We start from the raw sequence: 19,678 nt of genomic DNA on the forward strand, positions 1-19,678 counted from the left end.
ATAGCCCGAAAGGTATTCGATGACACTTGGTATATGTAAATGGAAGGCCCTAACAGCACTTGTGCTGTCAGGGCTGGTTGGTTCGGCAGCGGTTTCCGAAACGGTAAAACCGCCCGCGGTCTCAATAGAGTTGAGTGCAGCGGATGCGATCGGCGAAGCCTGCCGATTGTCTTTTGTTGTCCAGAACAGTCACAGTCAGGACATTGCCAGTTCAGTCTATGAGACGGTTTTGTTCAATGTAGATGGGCAAGTCGCACAGTTGACCCTGTTGGATTTTCAAGACTTGCCTGCCGGGCGCATGCGTGTGCGACAATTTCAATTTGACGGTTTGGCGTGCGATGACATCAGCCGGGTCCTGATCAATGGTGCTGACACCTGTAAGGGCGAAGGATTGCCACAGGATGCATGTCACAAAAATCTAACCCTGCGCAGCCTAACCAAGATGGAGCTGATAGGATGACTATGATCCAATCGGCATTGTTGCAGGTCCTCGATCTTGGTGGCCCTGTGGTATTGGTTCTTCTGGCGACTTCGGTGCTGGCGACTGCGTTGGTGTTGTACAAAATATGGCAATATCAAATTGCGCGTGTTGGCCGCCATCGACAGTTGAGCCTTGCAGTTGACGCTTGGGACCGAGGTGACGTCTCACAGGCATTGGCCAATTTGCAGCAGACCAAATCCTACTTGGCCCCAGTGCTACACATGGCGCTGACCCAGCCCCCCAGCAGAAAACTGTCGGACCGGACCGAAGCCGAAGCCGAAGCTCGCTTCTCGCGACTGGAACAGGGATTGGGTACTCTCGACCTCATTGCTCAATTGGCGCCACTACTTGGGTTGTTCGGCACAGTTCTGGGCATGATCGAAGCGTTCAAAAAACTGGAAGCGGCTGGATCCTCGGTAGATCCTTCAATGTTGGCGGGCGGAATTTGGGTGGCTTTGTTCACAACGGCCGCTGGTTTGGCTGTGGCAATGCCAACATCCATGGTGCTGAGCTGGCTTACCGCCCGAATGCAACGAGAGAGAGTGTTTGCAAACCGGGCGCTGAGCACGGTGTTTGCGCCGACGGCCGCTTCGGCAAGCAAAGTGGAAGAGTTGCGAGCAGTATATGGCAGTTAGTTTGAAAGGCCCTAAGCGTCGGCGCCTGTCGATGACCTCGTTGATTGACGTAATATTCCTTCTGCTGTTGTTCTTCATGCTGACCTCAACGTTCTCAAGATATTCTGAGGTCGAATTGATGAACGCAGCAAGCGGCAATGGCCAGGAGAACAAGCAGATGTTGTTTGTATCGCTGGGCGAAGACAGTTTGATGCTGAATGCGCAAAACGTTGATATGAGCCTTATTGCCGGTTTGGTTGAGGCTCAGCCGAATGATGGCAGCGGGCATCTGGTATTGATCAACCTCGAGGAGGTGACGTCGTCGCAAAGATTGGTGGACTTGTTGACCAGCTTGCGAGTGGTCAAAGATCTGCAGACAATGATTTTGAGCTGAGGTCGGCCCTGTGCGCATTAAGCAACCTATTGCCAGTCAAAAAGAACCAACGATCGCTCTCATCAATATCGTATTTCTAATGCTGGTGTTTTTCATGATCGCAGGCACCCTGGCAGTGCCTCTGGACAAGGAACTTCGGTTGATCGAGACAACCGGTTTGGATGGACGCGAACCGCCTGACACACTAGTGGTTCATGCCGACGGCCGACTTTCCTTACAAGGAAAGCCCCTCGCCGATGCCGCGGTTTTTCTGGCGACCCTCTCTGCAGATGAATTGAAAGTGGTGCGCATCGTTCCAGACCGTGCATTACCGGCCAAACGGCTCGTGGCGCTGGGTAATTTACTGCGTCAGGGCGGTGCAGGTCGATTGATGCTGGTCTCTGAAAAGGGGCTGAAATGACACCGCAGTCTCGAAGCGTTGCATTGTTCGCGCTGATCTTAGCCGCAGCTGCACATGCGGCTCCGGCATTTTTGAAGGGCAACACCGACGTTCAAATCGAAGGTGGCAACACTGCTCTTGCATCACAAGGAAACTCTTTTACCAACATGGCGGCGGGAGTGCAGGAACCAGAAAAGCCACAAGATATCACCAATGCTCAAGACACAATCGAACGTCCTCAGACGCCACCTATAACGCCTCCCATAAAACCTCTGGCTGAAAATCAGGTCGCGCAGGCCATTGAGCCAAGTCGCGCACTTCCACGGCAACAGATTGTAAAACCTGTCGAACAGCTGTCCAAAGTCGAACCAGTGCAGGCGTCAGCGGTCACACCTCAAGTTCAAAATCCGATAGCCGTAGACACGGCACCAGCATTGCAGGCCGTTCCGCAAGACGACAGCGCGCGGCGCACAGATCCCGAGGTGGTTCGCCCTATACAACAATCCGAACAAGGCGCAGCAAAACCGAGCGAGCGAGCGCCATTGACGCCAAAACCTGAGATTCAATCCCCCATAGCTGAAGCCAAACCACAACCTAAGCCCAAGCCCAAACCACGAGGCAATGGCGCAAACACCACTGCTCAGGGAACTGCAGATGGTCAAAGCAACAGTCCGGGAGGTCAGGCAAGAACCAATCCAAGCACCAGCAAAGTGCAAGGAAATGCCGCTGCGAGCAATTATTCCGGAACAGTCAGACGCAAAATCCATAGGGCGAAACGCCAACGGGTTAACATCAAAGGCGTGGCTCTCGTTTCGTTCAACATTGCTCCTAATGGCTCCATTTCAGGAGCGCGCGTGGCCCGTAGCTCTGGTTCGGCAAAGTTAGATCGAATTGCCTTGTCACAGGTCCGCCGCGCCTCTCCGTTCCCTCCACCTCCGCCGGGCGCACGCACCAGTTATTCAGTTGAAATCAAGGGAAAATAGATCTTCGCCCCGATCAGGTGATCCCCACTACCGGGCCGGTGTGATTGTACGGGTGACGGTATTACCCTCACGTGGCGGCAGGTCTGAAGTTGTGCGGACCAGTTCCAGATCAATCATGAATCCCTGTCTGTTGGCGATACTCTGAGGCCCCCAAGCGGAATCGAATCTATAGGCACTTTGCACTGACCAACCGATCATATGCTCCATCAGGCAATTTAGTGCCCAAACCTGTTCCGCGACTTTGGAGATCCGGGGCAAGATGCTGAACATTCTGGCTGAGCAAGCGTGACAGGGTGAACACTTTCGCTGGGTCCTCGACCTAAACGCCCCGACACGGTTCCAGGTTATGAGCCCGGCGGTCTGATGCCCCCAGCGAAAGCAAAGGTATCCTAGCCATGACAGGCATCGTTTACAATGCAGACACTCTGGCCTGACCGTTTAGATGGAACCGATGGGTGCTCTGGTTTGAGACCGCAAAGCAGGCAGTCTAAGTTTTTTGTGTGGTGGTCACCTTCAGCGCCATCACTTTGTCTCTATGCCCTTTGCAAATTTGCGAGTTCAGTTTGCAATAATAGCGACACCCAACCCGGTTTCATGAAAAATTCCTGTAACGATTACCCTATAACTAAACACTTGTTCAATTCCCGATGGATGGCAGTATAGTGCCGCCAAACTAATCAAACCGGAGGCCCGCCATGGATTTTGCATTATCCGAGGAACAAAACGCCATTTTCGACATGGCCTATGCATTCGGGCAGGAGCAAATTGCTCCATATGCCCAAGGCTGGGAAAAAGACGGAACCATCCCCAAGGCGTTATGGCCGCAAATTGGCGAGTTGGGTTTTGGTGGTCTTTATGTATCGGAAGAACATGGCGGATCAGGTCTGTCGCGGTTGGATGCAACCCTAGTCTTCGAAGCCCTGGCGATGGCCTGCCCTGCCGTGGGATCCTTTTTGTCGATCCACAACATGTGTGGTGGCATGATCGACAAGTTCGGATCGGATGAAACCAAGAAAAAATGGCTACCCGACCTCTGTACCATGTCGACCGTCTACTCGTATTGCCTGACCGAGCCTGGGTCCGGGTCCGACGCTGCAGCCCTGAAAACGCGCGCCGAAGTAAGTGATGTTGGCTACACTCTGAACGGATCCAAGGCGTTCATCTCTGGTGGCGGCTACTCTGATGCCTATATCTGCATGGTGCGCAGTGGCATTGACGGCCCCAAAGGCATCTCGGCACTGGTGGTTGAAGATGACACTCCTGGCCTATCTTTCGGCGGTCTTGAAGACAAAATGGGCTGGAAAGCCCAACCCACTGCGCAGGTCCAGTTCGACGATTGCACTGTCCCGGTTGCCAATTTGATCGGCACCGAGGGCAAAGGCTTCAGCTACGCCATGGCCGGACTTGACGGCGGCCGACTGAATATCTCTGCTGGTGCATTAGGCGGCGCTCAGCAGGCGCTGAACCTGACATTGCAATATATGTCCGAGCGCAAGGCCTTTGGCCAAAGCATCGACCAATTTCAGGGGTTACAGTTCCGACTGGCTGAGTACGAAACCAAACTTCAGGCCTCCCGCACCTTTTTGCGTCAGGCGGCATGGAAACTCGACAATGGTGCCCCAGACGCCAGCAAATTCTGCGCAATGGCCAAACTAATGGTCACTGACGTTGCCTTTGACGTGGCCAACGGCTGCCTGCAACTGCACGGCGGTTACGGCTATCTGGCGGACTACGGCATTGAAAAAATCGTTCGCGACCTGCGCGTTCACCAAATCCTGGAAGGCACCAATGAAATCATGCGGGTAATTGTCGCGCGCCATCTGTTAGCCGAGAACCAATAAATGTCTGACATCGACATTCGCATTACCGGCAAAGCTGGCCGCATTACACTGACCCGCCCTAAGGCATTGAATGCACTGTCCTATGACATGTGCATGGCCATAGACGCAGCACTAAAGGACTGGGCCACAAACGATACCGTACAACTGGTTGTGATCGATGCAACCGGGGACAAGGCCTTCTGCGCGGGAGGTGACATTGCAGAGTTATACGACAGCGGCACCAAAGGCGACTATGCCTATGGCCGCAAGTTCTGGAGCGATGAATATCGCCTGAACGCCCGTATGTTTGAATATGGCAAACCCATCGTCAGCTTCATGCAAGGTTTTACCATGGGTGGCGGCGTTGGCATTGGATGCCATGGCACCCACCGCATATTGTGCGAAACCAGCCAGATCTCCATGCCCGAGGTGGGCATTGGTCTGGTCCCCGATGTCGGCGGCACCTTGATTTTATCACAGGCCCCGGGCCGGCTGGGTGAATACCTTGGTCTGACCGGGTTTCGTATGGTGGCAGACGATGCCATTCTGGCAGGCTTTGCTGACCTCTTCATTCCGAAAGATCAATGGCCCAGTTTGATCTCTTCGCTCGAGTCAGACGGCGATTTGGCCTGCCTAACCGCCAGCGCCGACGTCCCTCCCACAGGGAAACTGCGCGATCTTCAGGGCGACATTGATCGCCACTTTGCTGGTGAGACACTAAGCGATATTCTAAATTCACTGCGCAATGATGACGGTGCGTTTTCAGCTGCCACGCTCAAATCTCTTGGGCGAAACTCGCCGCTATCGATGGCTTGCACGGCAGAGCTGTTGCACCGTTTACGCGGCCCAGAACCTAGCATCCGCACAGCGTTGGAACTGGAATATCGCTTTACTTACCGCGCAATGGAAAGGGGCGATTTTCTGGAAGGTATTCGCGCCGCCATTATCGACAAAGATCGCAAGCCGCAGTGGCATCACAGCGACATGGATGTTCCCACCAGCGCCACCAGCCAGATGCTAATGCCGCTGGGAGCTGAAACGCTGACTTTCGAGGAAGGATAAACAGATGAAAATTGGATTTATTGGACTGGGCAACATGGGCGGCCCAATGGCGGCCAACCTGGCCAAGGCAGGCCATCAGGTTACTGGTTTTGACATGGCTGAGGTGGAGATCGATGGTGTCTCTATGGCGGCATCTGCGGCTGAAGCGGCAACTGGCGCTGATGTGGTCATCACCATGTTACCCAACGGACAAATCCTGCGTGCAGTGGCCGACCAAATCATTCCAGCCATGACAGCCGGCGCAACCCTGGTCGACTGTTCGACAGTCGACGTCGACTCCGCCCGGGCAGTGGCCGAACAGACCGCATCGTCTGACCTGCTGTTTGTCGACGCCCCGGTATCCGGCGGCATCGGCGGTGCTGCTGGCGGCACGTTGACCTTCATGGCGGGCGGCAGTGATGACGCTTTTGCCACGGCCAGCCCCTTGTTCGACGTCATGGGCCAGAAAGCAGTACATTGTGGCGCTGCCGGCGCCGGTCAATCCGCCAAAATCTGCAACAACATGATCCTGGGCGTCACCATGGCCGCCACCTGCGAGGCCTTTGCCCTGGCAGACAAACTGGGTCTGGACCGGCAAAAAATGTTCGACGTGGTCTCTACCTCTTCAGGCTATTCCTGGACTATGAACGCCTACTGCCCAGCCCCAGGTGTTGGCCCGCAGTCCCCGGCAGACAATGACTACAAACCGGGGTTCGCAGCCGAACTGATGCTGAAAGATTTACGTCTATCGCAACAGGCTGCTGAAAGCGCGGATGCTGATACACCAATGGGCGAACTGGCACAGGCGCTTTATGCGCAGTTTGTCGAAAACGAAAATGGTCTGGGTATGGATTTTTCCGCCCTGCTGCCCCGGTTTGAAAAACGCGGCCGTCGTTCGTAAAAGTAAAGCGCGCCCAACTGGGCGCGCTGCCTCCGGCAGGAGTATTTTAGGCAAAAAGAAACCTGAGGCCCTACACCGTTCTTTTTGCCAGAAATACTCTGGGGTGAATGCGCTGCAAGCGCAGAGGGGCCAAGCCCCCTACTCCGCCGCTACCTTCTTGGGATTCAGCATGTCCTTTAGATAATGTCCGGTATGGCTGCGTGGTTCTTGCGCGACCTTTTCGGGCGTTCCCACAGCAACGATCTCGCCACCGCCATCGCCGCCTTCAGGGCCGATATCGATGATCCAGTCAGCCGTTTTCACCACATCCAGATTGTGCTCAATCACCACAACTGAGTTGCCCTGGTCCACCAGTTCATGCAGCACATCCAGTAGCTTACGGACATCCTCGAAATGCAAACCAGTCGTTGGTTCATCGAGAATATACAGGGTACGCCCGGTTGATCGCTTGGCCAGTTCTTTGGACAGCTTCACCCGTTGGGCTTCCCCCCCAGATAGGGTGGTGGCCGACTGACCTACCTTGATGTAGCCAAGCCCAACCCGCATCAGGGCGTCCATCTTGTCACGGATTGGCGGCACCGCCTGGAAGAATTCCTGGGCATCCTCAACTGTCATATCCAGAACATCAGCAATCGACTTGCCCTTGAACTTGATCTCCAGCGTTTCCCGGTTGTAGCGCGCACCCTGACAGGTTTCGCAGGTAACATAGACATCAGGCAGGAAATGCATCTCGATCTTGATCAAGCCATCGCCCTGGCAAGCCTCGCAGCGCCCCCCCTTGACGTTGAAGCTGAACCGGCCCGGCTTATACCCACGGGTCTTGGCCTCGGGCAGGCCAGCAAACCAATCGCGGATCGGGGTGAAAGCGCCAGTGTAGGTGGCTGGATTAGACCGTGGTGTTCGTCCGATGGGACGCTGATCAATATCAATCACCTTGTCCAGATGCTCTAGCCCTTTGATGGTTTCACAGGGCGCTGGCGTCTGCCGCGCACCGTTCAACCGCATTGAGGCGGTTTTGAACAGGGTCTCAATGGTCAGAGTTGATTTGCCGCCACCAGAAACCCCGGTGACACAGACAAACTTGGCCAGCGGAAACTCTGCCGTGACGTTCTTCAGATTGTTGCCAGTGGCTTTGACCACCTTGACCTTCTTCTTGTTGCCCTTACGCCGTTTGGCAGGCACCGCAATCTCGCGGGTTCCGGCAAGGTATTGCCCGGTGATCGAGGCCGCATCGGCGATCAATTCTGCCGGCGTGCCCTCGCTGACCACCTGACCACCATGCACGCCAGCCCCTGGGCCGATATCAAAGACATAATCTGCCTCGCGGATCGCTTCTTCATCATGTTCCACCACAATGACGGTATTGCCTTGATCACGCAGGTTTTTCAGCGTTCCCAGCAGCCGGTCATTGTCACGCTGGTGCAAGCCAATCGACGGTTCGTCCAGCACATACAATACCCCGGTCAGTCCAGACCCGATCTGGCTGGCCAGACGGATACGTTGGCTCTCACCACCCGACAATGTGCCTGAGTTACGGCTAAGAGACAGATATTCGAGCCCCACGTTGTTCAGGAACCCAAGACGCTCACGGATTTCCTTGACGATGGCCCTAGCAATTTCCTGCTTTTGCACAGTCAGATGATTGGGCACATCTTCGATCCAGGCCAGTGCCTCGCGGATCGACTTTTGCACGACCTGCCCCGCATGCGCACCAGCGATCTTAACTGCCAATGCCTCTTCACGCAGACGGAACCCATTACAAGCCCCGCAGGATCGGTTGTTTTGATAGCGTTCAAACTCTTCGCGGATCCAGTTCGAATCTGTTTCGCGATAGCGCCGTTCCATATTGGGGATTACCCCCTCAAAAACGCGCTCAACCTGATACACCCGTCCACCTTCATCATAGCGGAACATGATTTCTTCATCACCCGACCCACGCAGGAACACGTTCTGTACCTTTGGCGACAGGTCCTTCCACGAGGTGTTCTTGTCAAACTCGTAATGCTTGGCGATTGCCTCAATGGTTTGCAAAAAATACGGCGATTTGCCCTTACGCCATGGGGCAAGAGCACCGTCATAAATTTTCAGAGTCTGATCCGGCACCACAAGACGTTCATCAAAGAAAAGTTCAACCCCCAGACCATCACATTCCGGACAGGCCCCAAAAGGAGCGTTGAATGAGAACAGCCGCGGCTCGATCTCGGAGATGGTGAAACCACTGACCGGGCAAGCAAATTTTTCGGAAAACGTAATCCGCTCGGGGTCATCCGCGGCGGTTTCCAAAATGGCGATACCATCGGCCAAATCCAGCGCCGTACGCAGGCTGTCGGCAAGACGTGTTTCCAAGCCTTCGCGCACAACCAGCCGGTCTACAACGACATCGATATCGTGGCGGAATTTCTTGTCCAGCGTCGGCGGTTCATCCAGCTCATAGAACGCACCGTCCACTTTAACCCGCTGAAACCCCTGTTTCCTCAGCTCAAGGAAGTCTTTTTTGTACTCACCCTTACGGTCGCGCACGATGGGCGCCAACAGATAGCCGCGAGTCCCCTCCTCTAGCTTCATGATCCGATCGACCATGTCCTGAATCTGTTGTGCTTCGATCGGCAGGCCAGTGGCAGGGCTATAGGGCGTACCAGCACGAGCAAACAGCAGGCGCAGATAGTCGTAAATCTCAGTCACAGTGCCAACAGTGGACCGCGGGTTCTTACTGGTTGTCTTTTGCTCGATTGAGATGGCCGGTGACAGACCACTGATGTGATCCACATCCGGTTTTTCCATCATATCAAGGAACTGCCGGGCATACGCACTTAAGGATTCGACGTAACGGCGCTGGCCTTCGGCATAGATAGTGTCAAACGCCAGACTGGATTTGCCCGAGCCCGACAGGCCGGTGATCACCACCAGCTGATCGCGTGGAATGTTCACGTCGATGTTCTTTAGATTGTGCTCGCGTGCGCCGCGCACTTCGATGGATTTTAGTTCAGCCATAATGCCCCCCAGAAGACGCCCTAGACATAGGGAAAACCTTTGCGGTTTCCAACCCAAAAGTGAGAACGTTAGGCGAACATTTTAATTTCGGCGGCGGATTGCCAAGATGATATGCGCTAGCAGGCCAGCAAGAAACAGCAGCACAACCACCCCCAGCAACCCTGAGTATCCTGCAACTGTCAGTGCAGTCACCATAATTGGCGTACCAACCGTGTTCCCCAAGTTTCCGGCCTGCGCCATTGCGCCGCTTGACTGGGCCCGGTCAGCCGCTGTTTCATTCAACTGCGGAACAAGGGCAAAGCTACCACCCTGCACCAGTCCCATCGCACCAGCCAGAGCAATACAGGCCACTGGCAACCCTGGATAGGCAAGCAGCCACAAAGCCATCAGTATACACAGGACAAAGCCAAGCTGCACCAATCGGACAGCTGAAATAAACCTCATCAGGTACACACCCAGTGTCATCGACACTGCAATACTGGCCAGCGGCATCATTCCCACCACGAACCCACGCAAGTTGGGTTCAAAAAACGGTGGAATCACGGTCAGGATCGCAACGAAGCAAGCGGTATAGAACAGCCAACCAGCTGCTGGGGCCACCAACCAGGGCGAGCGGTATATCCGCCAGTGCAGTGCGGGCAACGCAGCGATGTTAGGAATGGGTTGGCGTGCCGGCACTGGTACATTGCGTAGGGCCACCCCCAAAAGTACGGCCAGTACCGCCATGATGGCGGCATGTGCGGCAAACAAGGACAAGACACCGAATTTGCTAACCAGCGGCAGCCCGAACCAAGCCAGCAGAGTAAAGGCGACGCCAAAGAATGTGCTCCACAATGTCATCGCCAGGCCGCGGGACCTGTCACTGCTCACTTGCGCGATCAATGTAGGGCCGGCCACCACCAGTCCCAAATGGGACAGGCCTTCAACCACGCGAGTTACTAGGAAAGCAGAAAAAGGCAGGTGTAAGGCTTGCAACACCGACATAGCTGCGCCAATCCACAGGGCCCAGACCAGCGTACGGCGATATCCAAACGCCGCGACAAACATGCCCGCGACCACACCCAGCAAAATCCCAAGCAACCCAACCAGCGACACAGTGAAACTGATTGCATCTCCTGCCAGGGGATACAGTTCAGCCATCCGGTCAAAGATCACACTGATCTTGCCATATTGCGCAGCGGCCCCAAGGCCGGCAGCCCAGATCACCAGGATCAAGCCCCAGCGGGTATTATCTGTCGATGTCACTTTGAATTCGCACTTCTTCAATCGCGCGCAACATCACGAAGCGTGCCAAGATACCGACAGGACTAACGGGAAGACGCCGCAGGGGCCAGTGGGGATCTTGTAAATTCTCAGCCCAATTTCGCTGGGCACCCGCCTAGGTCTTTTGCGCAATCGCCCATGCACAAATCGGCATTTTAGGGTCGTTGTCCAGCGGATCATTGGCTTCATCATATTCGGGCGGCCATTTGTCTTCGAGGTTCCGCAGCGCTGCGTTGCGGTTGCCCCATTGTTGGGCCCGGATCGCATCTTCTTCAAACCCGGCCTCTATCAGCAGGTTCTTTAATCCCCGTGCTGACCAGCGTGAACAATCATTAGGGGCAGCGTGGAAAGGTATGTGAAATGGAACAGCCAGCCAGAAGTACCCACCCCGTCGCAACATCTTGCGGATATTCTTGGTTGCCCCGTAAGGCCGGTCCAGATGCTCCCAAACCTGATTGGCCAGGATCAGATCAAACTTCAACGGACGCCCGTCTTCCCCGCTTATGGGACCCTGGCAGATATCGTATTCTGGAAACCTAAATTGTTGGTAGGAGGCAAAATCGAACATCTCGCCCCACTTCCCTGAAATCTCAGCAACATGTAACTGTCTTGGCCCCAATTCGCGGATCATTCTGCGACTGGATTTCGCCATTGCTATTCTATTGAGACTTGGCACCACTATCCCCCAACTGTTCCCGCTACCGGAGTTCACAGAACACCGAAACACCGCATAGGGCAACTGACAACTGCCTGGGGTCTGGGCAATCTTATTGCGGACATAGTCCAAGGTGCTCGACCAGCAGGGTGAGTTCCTCGGCGGGCGTCCTAGTAGGCCCGAGTGTAGTTTTTTGACGTTCACGCCATCCCAGATAGTAGTTGTAGATGATGGTCGCTTTTTCCTGAGCCACCTCATGTGAGTAACCAAGCCGTTCAATTGAGCTGCAAGCATAGTCGATACGCTGCTTTTCCACTTCGATAAGCAGGTCGCGTACGGCTCCATTGGCCTGTCCCAAGCGCCGCAAATGGATCAGAAAGTCGTCTTCAATTTCAGCACTAAAAATAGTGAGGATCAGAGTGTTGATTTCTAAAGATGTGTCTGACTTCGCTTGGCTCAACACGATGTATTCTTCGGTTCTTAGGTCCCGCCAATGGTTGATTATGTCATTTATGAACACATCACGGGTTTTGAAAAAATGATAAAAGCTGGCTTTACTGACCCCAAGCGTACGGCCCATCGCCTCCACCCGCAGAGCGTCAACTCCTCCAACACAAAATTTGCGAAACCCAAGCTTAACCCAGGCGTCCTTAGATGCAATTTTTTTGGGCACTCTATTCTCACTTTCAAATCCAGCACTTTCTATTGCACGGTAACGTCTAATAGATTCGCCCCCTTACACACCACCTTATAATGAAAGCACAATTCTATGAATACACGAACAAAACCAGCAATATGGCTCGCTTTCTCAGGTCTTTTTCTAGCTGGTATCGGCGGCATTTCCTCAACTGCCGCGACCCCAATGAAACCCCACTACCCCGAACTCGTGGCGCAGCTGAAAGGCGGTCCTGTCTGGACGGCATTTGGGCAAGATGTGACCGCCAGTAACATATATTGGGGCTATGCTTACCTTGGCCCATTCTCAATTATCATATGGGCGTTTGTGGTCTTATTTGCAGTTCGTGCTGCCCCAGCTGTTCAGTTCTCAAAATTGTTCTTGGGTGTAAACGCTCTCGGGGCGCTCGGCATGCTGGCTTTTGCAATGGCCCACCTGCTGATTGTCGGCCAAGTTTTAGCCGCGGTCGCAATACTGGGTTTTTCGCTGGCGATTTGGCAAAGTTTTCTTGTCGATAAAAACGTTCCGAAAATGCCTGTTCATTAGGCTGCACAATATGGTTCCACACCATTTGCCTGTCAAAACAACACCTGCCGAGGTAAAACTCAGCAGGTGCAATACAGATTAAGTCTGGTGATCAGGCTAGTGCCCAGCCGTCGTTCAACGGTCAGACAGATGTTGCCTCAGCCCTGCTCAGCATTACAGTTCCGGGCCAGTTCCATTGCCTTGTGTGTTCCAGCCAGATCCACCTGAAATGACGCCTCTTTTTCAGGGAAAACCGTCATAGTATATTTCTGGGCAAGATCCTCGATAAATTGAGGGTTGTCGGCAAGAATATAGCCACCGGAGTAGCCTTCGGTTATGTTCTTTTTCATCTTTGTCGCCTTGGCATTGTACATAGTGCCGTCCAAATCGATAAAGATCTTTTCCTTATTGCCGCTACCCAACTCAGCGGTCTTGGAAAACACTCCCAAATATCCCAGTTTGTGATCAGCCGTTAGCCCCATCTGCACAACATTGGCCGAGGCATCAACACGCTCGATCAGGCAGGATTCCCGCTCCACATCGACATAGACGGTCCAGCCGTCCACAACACCGTATTGGGTAAAGCTACCGTCGCCAGGCAACACTGAACCACCGGCGACTGCTGAAGTTGCAGAAACAAAGCCACCAGCCACAATCATGGCGAGAGTTTTAAAGGTATTCATAACGTTAACCCCTATACTAATTAACAAGTGTACACCAAACCAATTTAGGCACCCGTGCTGGTGCTGTCGAATGCTTTGTTTGTTCTGACCAAAAACCGCTATTTTCAACTCTGTAGTCGACTTGCCAAGACAATTTTTCCCTGATCTCATAGTCGGATAAATGTTGATAGCGAAGTGGGCGGATAATTGCTTGCTTTGCACGTTAAAACGCAAAATGCCCGGAACCAGTCATGGCTCCAGGCACTGCAACCTAAACGGCTGTATCTAAAACTACATATGGATCACGCGGTCAAATGCATCCAATACACTTTCATGCATCATCTCGCTAAGGGTCGGATGTGGGAACACGGTATTGATCAGGTCTTCCTCGGTCGTTTCCAGCTGACGCCCAACCACATAGCCTTGGATCATTTCTGTCACTTCAGCCCCAACCATGTGAGCACCCAACAGTTCGCCGGTTTTTGCATCAAAAATAGTTTTTACCAGACCTTCAGCCTCACCCAGTGCAATGGCTTTGCCATTGCCGATAAAGGGAAACCGGCCCACTTTGATGTCATAACCCAACTCTTTGGCCTTAGCTTCGGTATACCCGACGCTGGCCACCTGTGGATGACAATAGGTGCAGCCTGCAATGCTTTCGGGTTTAACCGGATGCGCGTGTTTGCCTGCGATCAAATCTGCCACCATGACACCTTCATGGCTTGCCTTATGCGCCAACCACGGTGCTCCGGCGATATCACCGATGGCATAGAGCCCGTCGACCCCAGTCCGGCAATATTCATCGGTGACAACATGGGTGCGGTCCAGCTTAACCCCCAGTGCCTCTAGCCCCAGATTCTCGACGTTACCGACGATGCCAACAGCTGAAATCACAGTGTCGAACTCTTGGGTTTCAACCTTACCACCAACCTCGATATGGGCTGTAACCTTGCCCTTACCGCGATCCAGCTTTTTGACCATGGCTTTTTCCATGATCTTCATGCCCTGCTTCTTGAACGCCTTATGGGCAAAGGCGGAAATCTCGGCGTCCTCAACTGGCAGCACCCGGTCCATCACTTCGACAACAGTCGTGTCGGTCCCCAGTGTATTATAGAAACTGGCAAATTCGATACCAATGGCGCCTGACCCGATGACCAGCAGCTTTTTCGGCATATGTGGCGGTTGCAATGCATGACGATAGGTCCAGACCAGATCTCCGTCTGCTTCCAGCCCCGGCAGTTCCCGTGCCCGCGCGCCAGTGGCCAGAACAATGTTCTTGGCGCTTAGCTCTTCGGTGCCCTTATCTGTCTTGACACTAACGCGTCCCTTAGCCGGGATCACCGCTTGTCCCATCACCACTGTAACTTTGTTCTTCTTCAACAAATGACCGATGCCACCAGACAGCTGTTTGGCTACGCCGCGTGACCGCTTCACCACTGCATCGATGTCATAGTTTATATTGTCTGCCGACAGGCCGAACTCTTTGGCCCGGTGCATCAGGTGAAACACCTCAGAGGATCGCAGCAGAGCCTTGGTAGGGATACAGCCCCAGTTCAGGCAAATGCCGCCCAGATGTTCGCGCTCGACCACTGCGACTTTCAGCCCCAGCTGCGCGCCGCGAATGGCGGCAACATAGCCCCCCGGTCCGGCCCCGATAACAATCAGATCAAAGGATTTGGTAGCCATTGTTAGTCCCTCAGCACTGCGGTTTAAAAACTAGTTCACCATTAAACTATTTCCATACAGACTGCAAACACTCACCCTGACAGAGAGGTTCTCCTGCATTTCTTATTGTTATCAATAGCATTCCACCGCAATTTCTGAAACCATGAGACGACATAAATCTTATAATTCCCAATCCAACACATTTGACCCAATAGGCCCTTGTAATGACAAAAACACTTCTGGATCTGCTCAAGGCATGTATCAACGCAACCCTGCTGCTACTGGCCCTCAGCCTGTTTCTGGGTTGGAAACTGATGTCTTCTGTGGACAATGTGACAGGGCAAGTCACTCAGGCTGTGGCCCAAATCACCCCAGTCCAAAACCGCATCGAGGCATTGCGAACCGAAGTTGTCGCCCTGCGTAGTGACATTCTGCAGCGCCCCGAAATCGCGGTGTCGGCGAAGCTTGATGCAATGGACCGTAGATTGGCGGCTCTCCAGTCCGAAATGTTGGATCTGAAAACCCTACCTGCAGAGGTCATTCGAGATGCGGCCCAAACCGGGGCGGCTGAGTTCGCCGGGCAGATTGCCCGGCTCTCAAATTGTGTGCCGCCGACCCCCTGATTGGGCCTAGCTGGCGGCCTGCAGCAAACGGACCGTCTCGCCATAGCCACCAGCCATAACATAGTCCAATTCAGGTTCCGTGCTGTGACGCGCCAGCGCTTCATTGCGATAGGGAAAGCGACCGAACAGCCGGATCACCTCACGGTGCGCGCGGGCGTGCAGCAGGTTCGACGGGCCTTCAACCGGCATCCGTTCCTTCATCAACCGAACACAACGATCCTGATCACACAGATTTTCGGAATGCATTAGCGGCAGATAGAAAAACTGCCGGGCCGGCTCATCTATCTTCATATCCCATTTCTTGCTGATCGCCGCCTTAGCCGCTGCCAGCGCCAGCTTGTCAGTGGAAAAAGCCGCCTTGGATCCGCGGTACATATTCCGTGGGAACTGATCGGTCAGAATGAGATAGGCCAGCACTCCGCTGGGATGGGTAAGCCACATCGAATACTTGCCTTCGCAAGCCCCCTCCCATGCTGCCTCAAACCGTTTTCGTATCTCGGCGTCAAACGCCTCGTCCTGCATATACCAGCCCTTTGGTCCAGCTTCATCTAGCCAGAACTCCAGAACCTCGTCGGGACCAACCATGGGTCATACTCCAATTTTTGCCTGTCCCTAACATCAGTCGATTTTACGACCACTTTACAAGTCTGTTACGGTAACAAATTACAACAGGAGTGGTGTTTTTGTGAAATCTTGCGCAAAATCCAACCGGGTTAGCGCAATCATCCTAATTCACCAGCAGCTTCTTGCTCTTCCAGTTCCGTTTCAATGGCATACTCCTGTGCAAACTCAACTGACACGGGCGATGCACTTGGTGTCATCGGAGCCATTATTCCAGTTTCTTCGACAGGAATCGCAGCCCGCTGAGTGATGCGATAAGCCGCATAGCTGGCCAAAACAGCCAGCAACAGCGCCATAAACAAGAAGTACCCCGCAGGCCCAAAGATCGCGTCCCCCATCAGCCAACCGGTGATCAGCGGTCCCGCGATCGCCCCCAGCCCATTGATAAACACCAACCCGCCCGAGGCAGCCGCCATATCATCGTGGTCAAGATAGTCGTTGGTATGGGCGATCAGCAGCGAGTACAAAGGGCTGGTCATGCCGCCAACCAGAAACGCTGACAGCAGCAACATCTCAAACTGCATCCCAAATTTCATTCCCAGCACGCTGCCAACGGCTCCAACGCCCGCAATGACCAGCACCAGAACACGTCGGTCCATTCTGTCCGAAACCCACCCCAGCGGAAACTGCAGGAGCGTCGCGCCAACGTAGAACGTCGCCACAAAGATCGAAATTTCCAACAGGCTCAATCCTGCCTCAGCGCCATATACTGCGCTCATACCAAACTGTGCGGAAAACACGCCGCCCAGCAAAAACATGCCTACACATCCCAGCGGCGACGTTTCCATCAGCTTACGCAATGTCATCGGTTTGGCAGTGTCAAACGCCGGTGTGGGGGAAATCGATAGCAAAATCGGAGCAAACGAAACGGATACAAGCACCGAAGCAATGACAAATGTCTCGTAACCGGCTGGATCACCAACCAGTAACAACCCCTGCGCAGACACGATCCCAGCCATCTGCACGATCATGTAAAGTGACAGTGCCTTACCTCGGTTTTGATTGTCTGCCGCATTGTTCAACCAGCTTTCTGCGGTCACATACACGCCAGAAAAGCAAAACCCGATAAGAACCCGTCCGAAGATCCACGCAACAGGATGGGCAAAGGCCGGATATAGGATCATCACAGCCGAGATAAATGAGGCCAAAGCCGCAAAGACCCGCACATGCCCCACCCGCCGGATCAGGTCTGGGGCCAATTTCGACCCACCTAGAAAGCCTACAAAATACGCCGACATCACAAAGGACATCTCAAACGTAGAGAAGCCCTCAATCTCACCTCTGACCCCAAGCAAGGTCCCCTGCAGGCCGTTGCCGACCATCAGTAGACCCATCCCAAGTAACAGCGCCCACGCGCTCGACAGAACCTGAAACATCCCTGCGTATCCTTCTCATTTAGGGACTGCACCATCTGGCCCGCCCCAAATAGGTTTCGGCCTCTCAGATGGCTGTTTCTCCCTGAGAACGAAGCTCAGTTCTGTCAGTTTTTCGTCACGCAGGTCCTAAAAGCGACGCTTGCATATATTCTCGGGCAAACAAAGACGGCCCTCCACAGCGCACCTGTGTCACTGATAATCGGCGATCGACCGCCCCGAGACCTGCGACCAAACCATGCCTTCACTCCGCAACATGGTGACAACCATCTCGGCGCCCTGCTCCGGGCTCATCGCAATGTTCAGATCGCGCCCAACCCCAGCCGTGTCATACATGCTGGTATCAATCTTACCCGGATAGAACCCCATCACGCGGACTCCCTTTGGCGCACATTCGACCTCCATACAGCCGGTAAACCCACGGATGGCCCATTTGCTGGCCGAATAAACACTGATCAACTTACGGCAATACAACGCCCCAGTCGAAACCGTGTTGATGATCGTGCCACGACGGCGGGCCAGCATATCGGGCAAAAAGGCATGTGTGGTCAGGATTGTGCCTGTGGTGTTTGTGTCCAAAACCTGTTGGATTTGTTCGGCAGTATAGGTCTCAAAATCCCCTTCCAGCCAAATGCCTGCATTATTGATCAGACCGTCAACCGGTCCTAGTTCAGCAACAATCTGAGCACTCACCCGCGTGATTGACCCTGCATCGGCGACATCCAACTGATACCCTGGCACAGCCAGATCTGTCGCCAGACTGTCCACCTTATCTCGATTTCGCCCCGTCAGAACCGGCTGAAACCCAGCCATCTTTAACTGCTCCACTACGGCAAGACCCAACCCGCTGGTGGCCCCTGTTACAACAATAGTCCCGCCCATACTGCAATCTCCCCTTTTACGGCGGAGCCTGCACAATTTCACCCTAGTCAGCAAGAACCGCCAAACTTAGGGCAGCAACAATGAGGCGTCACCGTAGGAAAAAAACCTGTAACCGTCTTTGACCGCGTGATCGTAAATCGCTTTCACACGCTGTTGTCCAATCAAAGCAGACACCAGCATCAACAGGGTCGACTTTGGCAGGTGAAAGTTGGTCATCAGTGCATCGGTCACATGAAAGGCGAACCCCGGATAGATAAAGATATCCGTCTCCCCTTCCCAGGGCGCAATCTCACCGTTGCGTGCCGCACTCTCAATCAATCTGAGTGCCGTGGTCCCCACCGGGATCACACGGCCACCGGCCGCCTTAGTGGCGGTGATTTCATCGACGGCTTGCTGGCTGACCCGCCCCCATTCTGCATGCATCTTATGGGTGGTCACGTCATCGACTTTGACCGGTAAGAATGTGCCTGCCCCGACATGCAGGGTGACATGCGTGAATTCCACCCCCTTGGCCGCCAAGGACGTCAGCAATGCGTCGTCAAAATGCAGACTGGCAGTTGGGGCAGCGACCGCCCCAGAATGTTGTGCCCAAACCGTTTGATAGTCCTGCTTATCCTGCTCATCCGCAGCACGTTTTGCGGCAATATAGGGCGGTAAGGGCATCGCCCCCGCCTGCGCCAGTGCTGCGTCGAAATCATCCCCATCCAGATTAAACCGCAGCTGGCCCTGACCATCCTCGACAGCCTCTAGTGTGGCGCTAAACCCATCACGGAATACTACCTCTTCGCCGATCTTGATCTTTTTCAGTGGCTTCAGCAAAGCCCCCCAACGCCCATCTGCACGCGGCTCCAGCAGTGTCACTTCAATTTTAGCTGCAACCGGTCCCTGCGCACTGTCACGATGCCGCCGCCCGCTTAATCGTGCCGGGATCACTTTAGTATCGTTCAACACCAAGCGATCGCCGGGGCGCAGCCAGTCCACCAGGTCCGTCACATGCCCATCGCTAAGCACGTCGCCTTGGGCCACCAGTAAACGCGCCGAACTGCGCGGGTTTGCGGGGCGGGTCGCAATCAGGCTGTCAGGCAGCTCAAAGTCAAAATCACTGAGTTTCATGCCCGCGCTATAAGGG

At 54.1% G+C, this 19,678-nt stretch carries 21 protein-coding genes; 10 read left to right on the top strand and 11 right to left on the bottom strand.

Translation table 11 applies throughout. The features are described from left to right. Positions 1–19 precede the first annotated feature (19 nt). The 5 genes from GO984_RS02630 to GO984_RS02650 are packed head-to-tail and all read left to right on the top strand — an operon-like array spanning position 20 to position 2,851. Positions 20–460, top strand: coding sequence for a hypothetical protein (locus GO984_RS02630; protein WP_157020989.1), 441 nt, complete (start codon positions 20–22; stop codon positions 458–460). Then, positions 457–1,116, top strand: coding sequence for a MotA/TolQ/ExbB proton channel family protein (locus tag GO984_RS02635; protein ID WP_157020990.1), 660 nt, complete (start codon positions 457–459; stop codon positions 1,114–1,116). The genes GO984_RS02630 and GO984_RS02635 overlap by 4 nt, the downstream gene beginning before the upstream one ends. Beyond that, on the top strand, positions 1,106–1,489 hold the full coding sequence (locus GO984_RS02640) for an ExbD/TolR family protein (RefSeq protein WP_245230968.1): 384 nt from the start codon (positions 1,106–1,108) through the stop codon (positions 1,487–1,489). Before GO984_RS02635 ends, GO984_RS02640 begins: the two co-directional genes overlap by 11 nt. Before the next feature lie 10 nt (positions 1,490–1,499). After that, complete coding sequence (locus GO984_RS02645) at positions 1,500–1,889, top strand: biopolymer transporter ExbD (protein ID WP_167740196.1); 390 nt, start codon at positions 1,500–1,502, stop codon at positions 1,887–1,889. After that, positions 1,886–2,851 carry an energy transducer TonB gene (locus GO984_RS02650; protein ID WP_157020991.1) on the top strand — a complete coding sequence of 322 codons (966 nt, stop codon included), beginning with the start codon at positions 1,886–1,888 and terminating at the stop codon, positions 2,849–2,851. The genes GO984_RS02645 and GO984_RS02650 overlap by 4 nt, the downstream gene beginning before the upstream one ends. A gap of 27 nt (positions 2,852–2,878) precedes the next feature. Here GO984_RS02650 and GO984_RS02655 read toward each other — a convergent pair whose 3' ends face one another. Next, positions 2,879–3,121, bottom strand: coding sequence for a hypothetical protein (locus GO984_RS02655; RefSeq protein ID WP_157020992.1), 243 nt, complete (start codon positions 3,119–3,121; stop codon positions 2,879–2,881). A gap of 425 nt (positions 3,122–3,546) precedes the next feature. Between GO984_RS02655 and GO984_RS02660 the strand changes: the two genes are divergently transcribed. Genes GO984_RS02660 through mmsB form a run of 3 tightly spaced genes read left to right on the top strand, consistent with a single transcriptional unit; the run spans position 3,547 to position 6,613 of the window. Further along, positions 3,547–4,692: an acyl-CoA dehydrogenase family protein gene (locus GO984_RS02660; protein ID WP_157020993.1), complete on the top strand. Its 1,146-nt coding sequence runs from the start codon at positions 3,547–3,549 to the stop codon at positions 4,690–4,692. Then, positions 4,693–5,733 (top strand): enoyl-CoA hydratase/isomerase family protein, encoded by a 1,041-nt coding sequence (locus GO984_RS02665; protein ID WP_157020994.1) that lies wholly within the window; start codon positions 4,693–4,695, stop codon positions 5,731–5,733. It begins immediately after the preceding gene. Between the two features lie 4 nt (positions 5,734–5,737). Beyond that, complete coding sequence (gene mmsB, locus GO984_RS02670; protein WP_157020995.1) at positions 5,738–6,613, top strand: 3-hydroxyisobutyrate dehydrogenase; 876 nt, start codon at positions 5,738–5,740, stop codon at positions 6,611–6,613. A gap of 138 nt (positions 6,614–6,751) precedes the next feature. Here the strand turns inward: mmsB and uvrA are convergent, their stop codons facing one another. The 4 genes from uvrA to GO984_RS02690 all read right to left on the bottom strand — a co-directional run bounded on the left by uvrA (position 6,752) and on the right by GO984_RS02690 (position 12,195). Further along, complete coding sequence (uvrA, locus tag GO984_RS02675; protein ID WP_157020996.1) at positions 6,752–9,604, bottom strand: excinuclease ABC subunit UvrA; 2,853 nt, start codon at positions 9,602–9,604, stop codon at positions 6,752–6,754. 81 nt (positions 9,605–9,685) lie between these two features. Continuing rightward, on the bottom strand, positions 9,686–10,849 hold the full coding sequence (locus tag GO984_RS02680) for an MFS transporter (RefSeq protein WP_342448055.1): 1,164 nt from the start codon (positions 10,847–10,849) through the stop codon (positions 9,686–9,688). 133 nt (positions 10,850–10,982) lie between these two features. Beyond that, a complete protein-coding gene (locus tag GO984_RS02685) occupies positions 10,983–11,519 on the bottom strand; it encodes a methyltransferase domain-containing protein (protein WP_157020997.1) in 537 nt (178 codons plus the stop codon). Positions 11,520–11,634: 115 nt separating this feature from the next. Continuing rightward, positions 11,635–12,195, bottom strand: a complete 561-nt coding sequence (locus GO984_RS02690) for a TetR/AcrR family transcriptional regulator (RefSeq protein ID WP_157020998.1) — start codon at positions 12,193–12,195, stop codon at positions 11,635–11,637. 96 nt (positions 12,196–12,291) lie between these two features. Here GO984_RS02690 and GO984_RS02695 point away from each other — a divergent pair, with 96 nt between their 5' ends. Then, positions 12,292–12,744 (top strand): hypothetical protein, encoded by a 453-nt coding sequence (locus GO984_RS02695; RefSeq protein WP_157020999.1) that lies wholly within the window; start codon positions 12,292–12,294, stop codon positions 12,742–12,744. A gap of 137 nt (positions 12,745–12,881) precedes the next feature. On the opposite strand, the gene GO984_RS02700 is transcribed toward GO984_RS02695, so the two are convergent. Both GO984_RS02700 and lpdA read right to left on the bottom strand, forming a co-directional pair. Further along, positions 12,882–13,406: a hypothetical protein gene (locus tag GO984_RS02700; RefSeq protein WP_157021000.1), complete on the bottom strand. Its 525-nt coding sequence runs from the start codon at positions 13,404–13,406 to the stop codon at positions 12,882–12,884. Between the two features lie 270 nt (positions 13,407–13,676). Next, on the bottom strand, positions 13,677–15,071 hold the full coding sequence (gene lpdA / locus GO984_RS02705; protein WP_157021001.1) for a dihydrolipoyl dehydrogenase: 1,395 nt from the start codon (positions 15,069–15,071) through the stop codon (positions 13,677–13,679). Positions 15,072–15,274: 203 nt separating this feature from the next. Here lpdA and GO984_RS02710 point away from each other — a divergent pair, with 203 nt between their 5' ends. Beyond that, positions 15,275–15,673: a hypothetical protein gene (locus GO984_RS02710; RefSeq protein WP_157021002.1), complete on the top strand. Its 399-nt coding sequence runs from the start codon at positions 15,275–15,277 to the stop codon at positions 15,671–15,673. A gap of 6 nt (positions 15,674–15,679) precedes the next feature. Here GO984_RS02710 and GO984_RS02715 read toward each other — a convergent pair whose 3' ends face one another. The 4 genes from GO984_RS02715 to queA form a co-directional block, all read right to left on the bottom strand. Beyond that, a complete protein-coding gene (locus GO984_RS02715) occupies positions 15,680–16,258 on the bottom strand; it encodes a DUF924 family protein (protein WP_157021003.1) in 579 nt (192 codons plus the stop codon). 137 nt (positions 16,259–16,395) lie between these two features. After that, positions 16,396–17,670: an MFS transporter gene (locus GO984_RS02720; protein ID WP_157021004.1), complete on the bottom strand. Its 1,275-nt coding sequence runs from the start codon at positions 17,668–17,670 to the stop codon at positions 16,396–16,398. Positions 17,671–17,859: 189 nt separating this feature from the next. After that, positions 17,860–18,549, bottom strand: a complete 690-nt coding sequence (locus GO984_RS02725) for an SDR family NAD(P)-dependent oxidoreductase (protein WP_157021005.1) — start codon at positions 18,547–18,549, stop codon at positions 17,860–17,862. 66 nt (positions 18,550–18,615) lie between these two features. Further along, the gene (queA, locus tag GO984_RS02730) at positions 18,616–19,662 is read right to left on the bottom strand and encodes a tRNA preQ1(34) S-adenosylmethionine ribosyltransferase-isomerase QueA (RefSeq protein WP_157021006.1); all 1,047 of its coding nucleotides are present in this window, start codon (positions 19,660–19,662) and stop codon (positions 18,616–18,618) included. Between the last annotated feature and the right edge of the window lie 16 nt (positions 19,663–19,678).

The sequence above is a fragment of the Parasedimentitalea huanghaiensis genome (assembly GCF_009753675.1).
Lineage (GTDB): Bacteria > Pseudomonadota > Alphaproteobacteria > Rhodobacterales > Rhodobacteraceae > Parasedimentitalea > Parasedimentitalea huanghaiensis.